General features: G+C 68.1%; 5 protein-coding genes. 1 reads left to right on the plus strand and 4 read right to left on the minus strand.

Features of this window, described 5'->3' with window-relative positions; translation table 11 throughout:
• Positions 1 to 138: 138 nt before the first annotated feature.
• Entirely contained in the window at positions 139 to 1,170 is a 1,032-nt protein-coding gene (locus AC5RUJ_RS10895) for a thiamine pyrophosphate-dependent enzyme (protein ID WP_494155857.1), read from the plus strand.
• A gap of 51 nt (positions 1,171 to 1,221) precedes the next feature.
• Here AC5RUJ_RS10895 and AC5RUJ_RS10900 read toward each other — a convergent pair whose 3' ends face one another.
• The 4 genes from AC5RUJ_RS10900 to AC5RUJ_RS10915 form a co-directional block, all read right to left on the minus strand.
• Positions 1,222 to 1,977 (minus strand): amino acid ABC transporter ATP-binding protein, encoded by a 756-nt coding sequence (locus tag AC5RUJ_RS10900; RefSeq protein ID WP_494000594.1) that lies wholly within the window; start codon positions 1,975 to 1,977, stop codon positions 1,222 to 1,224.
• 4 nt (positions 1,978 to 1,981) lie between these two features.
• Positions 1,982 to 2,767, minus strand: coding sequence for an amino acid ABC transporter permease (locus tag AC5RUJ_RS10905; protein ID WP_494000593.1), 786 nt, complete (start codon positions 2,765 to 2,767; stop codon positions 1,982 to 1,984).
• Positions 2,768 to 2,845: 78 nt separating this feature from the next.
• Positions 2,846 to 3,664, minus strand: coding sequence for a basic amino acid ABC transporter substrate-binding protein (locus tag AC5RUJ_RS10910; RefSeq protein ID WP_494012803.1), 819 nt, complete (start codon positions 3,662 to 3,664; stop codon positions 2,846 to 2,848).
• Positions 3,665 to 3,822: 158 nt separating this feature from the next.
• The coding region (locus AC5RUJ_RS10915) for an isochorismate synthase (RefSeq protein WP_494155858.1) at positions 3,823 to 4,982 on the minus strand (1,160 nt) is incomplete at its 5' end.

A 4,982-nucleotide genomic window follows, 5' to 3' on the forward strand; every position in this document is an offset into this window, starting at 1 on the left:
CGGTCATCATCGTGATGATCGCCATGGCCACCATGCTGGGCACGGTCATGGTGATGCCGATCTTCATGCACAACGGCATGGGCCTGAGCACGTTGACAGGCGGAACCGCCTATCCACGCGACCGAGGAACGCCGCACCGTGGTCGTGGCGGGACACGGTGCGGGAGCCGGAGCCGAAGCCTTCGCGCGTGCACACGGGCTGCCGCTGCTGGCCGAACCGTCCTCCAACGCTAGGTTCGGCCCGAACGCCATCGGACCCTACCGCCTGCTGCTGGGCCACCTCGGGTCACAGATCGAACGGGCCGTGGTCTTCGGCCGCCCCACGCTCTCGCGGCCGGTGTCCGCCCTGCTGGCACGGGAGGACGTCCAGGCCGCGCTGTTCCAGCCGGATCCGGTCCCCTGGTACGAGCCCGGGCGCCGACGGGAGCGGGTGATTTCCGAGCCGGCGGACCTGTCGATCTTCTCGGGCCGGGGGTCCGGCGCGTGGTTGCGGCTCTGGCGGGACGCCGCCGATGCGGCCGATGTGGCCCTGAATAAACGTCTGGACGTCGTACCGGAGCTGACCGGCCTGCGGGTCGCACGATCGGTCTGGCTCCACACTCGCGGCCGGCTGGTGCTCGGTTCGTCCAACCCGATCCGCGACGTGGACCTGGCCGGAACGCCGATCGACATTCCGGACGCTTTCGTGCACGCCAACCGTGGGGTGGCCGGCATCGACGGCACCGTGGCGACTGCGGCGGGCATCGCGCTGGGAGCACGAACCGGAACCCGGGCCCTCATGGGGGACCTGACCTTCCTGCACGATGCCGGATCGCTGCTGCTCGGACCCGGGGAGCCCGAACCCGACCTGCAGATCGTGGTGGTCAACGATTCCGGCGGCGGGATCTTCTCGACCCTGGAACACGGAAAGGTGGGGGAGCACGCGGCGTTCACGTCCGCCGTCGAACGCCTCTTCGGCACCCCGCACCGCGCGGACCTTGCCTTGCTGGCGGCTGGCTACGGGGTCCGGCACCGGCTGGTCAAGGACGCGGACGAACTGGACGCCGTCCTCTCCGAGCCGGTGGCCGGGCGCAGCGTGGTGGAGGTGCGCACCGACCGAAGCCGGCTGCGGGCGGTGCACGCGGAAGTGGCGGCCGCCGTCGCGACCGCCACTTCCCGTCTGCTGGGGTGAGCCTGCCCGGTGTGCTGGGTGAGCCTGCCCGGTATGTTGCGTTGAGCCTGCTCAGAGGACCTTCGAGAGGAACGCCTTGGTGCGTTCGTGCTGCGGGTTGGCCAGCACGTCCTCGGGCTTGCCCTGCTCCACCACCACGCCGCCGTCCATGAAGACCACGCGGTCACCCACCTCGCGGGCGAAGCCCATCTCGTGCGTGACCACCATCATGGTCATGCCCTCGTCGGCCAGCTTGCGCATGACCTCCAGCACGTCGCCCACCAGTTCGGGGTCCAGCGCCGAGGTGGGCTCGTCGAAGAGCATCATGTCCGGGTTCATGGACAGGGCGCGCGCGATGGCCACCCGCTGCTGCTGCCCGCCGGAGAGCTGGGCGGGGTAGGCGTTCTCGCGGTTTGCCAGCCCTACCTTCTCCAGGTTCTTGCGGGCGACTTCCATGGCTTCGGCCTTGCCGCGCTTCTTGGCCCGGCGCTGGGCCAGGGTGAGGTTGTCCAGGACGTTCAGGTGCGGGAACAGGTTGAACTGCTGGAACACCATGCCGATCCGGGTGCGGACCCGGTCCAGGTCCGTTTCCGGGTCGGTAATGTCCACGCCTTCCACCAGGACGGTGCCGCTGGTGGGCTCCTCGAGCCGGTTCACGCAGCGCAGCAAGGTGGACTTGCCGGAGCCCGAGGGCCCGATCACGCAGACCACTTCGCCCTGGTTCACATGGAAGTCGATGCCCTTGAGGACCTCGTTGTTGCCGAAGTTCTTGCAGAGGTCCTTGACCTCAATGGCCGGCCTGTCGTGGCGCAGCGATTCTTCAGTCATTGGGTTACCGGCTCCTGTTGTTGCGCTTCTCCAGCCAGGCGACCAGCTGGGTGAGCGGCAAGGTGATGATCAGGTACATGAGCGCCGCGGCGACCAGGGGTGTGGCATTGGCGAACTGGGAGACGCCGTCGCGGGCAAAAGTCGTGAGTTCCCGATTGCCCAGGGCCATGCCGGCGATGAAGAGCAGCGAGGTGTCCTTGATCAGGATGACCAGCTCATTGGTCAGCGGCGGCGTGACGATGCGCACCGCCTGCGGCAGCACCACGGAGACCATGGTCCAGCTCGGGTTCATGCCCAGCGAGCGGGCCGCCTCCCGCTGCCCGGCGGGGACGGCCTCGATGCCGGCGCGGAGTGTCTCGGCAATGTAGGCGGCGGAGACGACGATCAGACCGATCAGCCCGGCCCCCGTGCTGCCTCCCGGCGGACGCCACTGGAACGCGATCGGGACCGCGAAGGCGAAGCCGAAGATCACCAGCAGGGCAGGCAGGCCGCGGAACAGCTCGATATAGGCGGTCGCCACCCACCGGTAGGGCGCCACGGGCGAGAGCTTCATGAGCGCCAAAAGGAGACCGAAAAGCAGGCCGCCGACGAAGGCGATCAGGGTGTAGACGACCGTGTTCTTGGCCGCCGTGACGATGATGGTGGGGAACTGCTCACCCAGGACTTCCGGGTTCAGGAAGCTCGTGCGGATGGCCTCCCAATCGGCCACCAGGGCGACGGCAGCGACGGCGGCGATGAAGATGGCGTAAAGGACCCCGCGGAAAAGTCGGCGGCGGGTCGAAGGTTTCACTGGTGATGCCTTCCAGCTGTAAGTCGGCGGCCCCCGTTCCCGCTGCTTCACGCACGGGAACGGGGGCCGGAGGGCTTGCTACTCGGTGAAGTACTTGTCGTAGATTTCCTGGTACTTGCCGTTGTCGCGCAGCGTCGAGAGGGCATCGTTGACGGCCGAGACCAGGGCCTCGGACCCTTCCTTCTTCGCAGCGAAGCCGTAGGACTCGTCGGTCTTGTACTCCTCGACGATGGTGAACTTGCCGTCCTCGGTGTGGCCGATGTTCACCGGCAGGTCCTGCAGCAAGGCGTCGACCTGGCCGGCCTGGATGGCCTGGTACATCTCGGCATCGGACGGGAAGGCGACGACTTCGGCGTCCTCCGGCGCGTTTTCCCGGGTGTAGGCCTCGCCGGTGGTGCCCTGCTGGACGCCCACCTTCTTGCCGGAGAGATCGCCCACGGCCTTGATGTCGGAGTCCTTCGGGACCAGCAGCGACTGCAGCGAGTCGTAGTAGGGGTCGGAGAAGGCGATGTTCTTCTTGCGGTCCTCCGTGATGGTCATCGCGCTGGCGCCGAGGTCGCACTGCCCGGCGGCCAGGGTGACGCCCGACTGCAGGGCGTCGAAACCGACGTCCTGGATGGCCACCTCGAGGCCCATCTCCGAAGAGATCTCCGTGATCAGGTCGATGTCGAAGCCCGTGTACTTGCCGCCCTCTTCGAACTCAAACGGGGGGTAGGGGATGTCGGAGCAGACGGTCAGCGTGCCCGGCTGGACGAGGGGCAGCTCGGATCCCGCGCCGGCAGTGCCCGTGCCGCCGTTGCCGCCGGCGTCGTCCGAACCACCGCACGCGGTCAAAGCGAGTGCCGCCACGGCCAGAAGGGAGAACCCCTGGACCGCCTTGGATGCGTTTTTGCGCATAGTTACTACCTTTGTCTCGTTGGAAATCCGGCTTAAGTGTAACGGGAATGCCCGCAACAGGTGATATGCACCACAGGCTACAGCCATTGCCTATTGGAAAACAGCGTAGTCGGCGGGAGGCCGGTTGGCCCCCGGCCGTGCCGATTGTCGGTGAATAGTTATCTGCGGCGCAAACCGAGCGCCTCGATCATCGGCCGGAACTTGGCCCAGGTCTCCGCTAGCTCGGCCTCCGGATCGGAGCCGTCCACGATGCCGCAGCCGGCATAAAGCCGGACCCGCTGGGGACCCTCCACCACGGCGCCGCGCAGCGCGATGCCCCATTCACCGTTGCCGGCGCCGTCGGTCCAGCCCACCGGGCCGGCGTACGGCCCGCGGTCCATCTGCTCCAGTTCGCGGATCAGGGCGCCGGCAACCTCGGTGGGGGTGCCGCACACGGCCGCGGTGGGGTGCACCGCTTCGGCCAGTTCCAACGACGACGGCGGCTGCCCGCCGTCGTGCGCCAGCTCGGCCGAGACGTCGGACGCCAGGTGCCAGACGTTGGGCAGCTCCAGCACGAACGGCTCGCTGTGCGAACTCATCGCGGTGGTGAAGGGCTCGAGTTTGCGGGTGAGCGAGTCGATGGCGATCCGGTGCTCGTGCAGCTGCTTCTCGGAGCCGGCGAGCACGCGCTGGGCGTAGTCGGTGTCCGATTCGCCGGCGTGGCCGTGGGCCCGGGAGCGGTCGAGCGTGCCGGCCAGCACGCGGGCGCGCGCCACGTTATTCTCCACCTTGATCAGCATCTCCGGCGTGGAGCCGATCAACCCGTCCACCGAGTACGTCCAGCAGTCCTTGTACCGCGCCGCGAGTTCGCGCAGCACCTGGGCGGTGGCGATGGGGGCGGCGAGATTGGCCACCACGTCCCGGGCCACGACGAGTTTGCTCAGGTTCCCGGCCCGGATGCGCTTGACCCCGGCCGCGACGGCATCCATGTACGCCTGCTCCGAGACCTGTCCCGGAACGAGGGAGTCGGCGGGATCGGGGCTGCGCTCTACCGAGATTTCTTCCAGCCAGCCCGCGAGCACGGCCTCGGCCGTCTCGGCGCTGAGGTGCGCATCGGCGTCGTACGTCAGATAGGTGAGCCAGGCGCGGTCGCCATCCAGGCCCACCAGCACCTCCGGCACCACCAGGCGGGAGCTGTGGGTCGAGGTGTAGGAGAACGCGAAGGAGCCGAAGGCGACCGGTCCGGTTCCCGGGCCGCCCACCCGGTTGTCGATGTCGGCGGTGGCCTGGATCCCGCGCCACCATGCGGCCGCCTGCCGGAAGCGGTCCGGCCCGCTGG

The organism is Arthrobacter sp. Y3223164, from assembly GCF_059091005.1.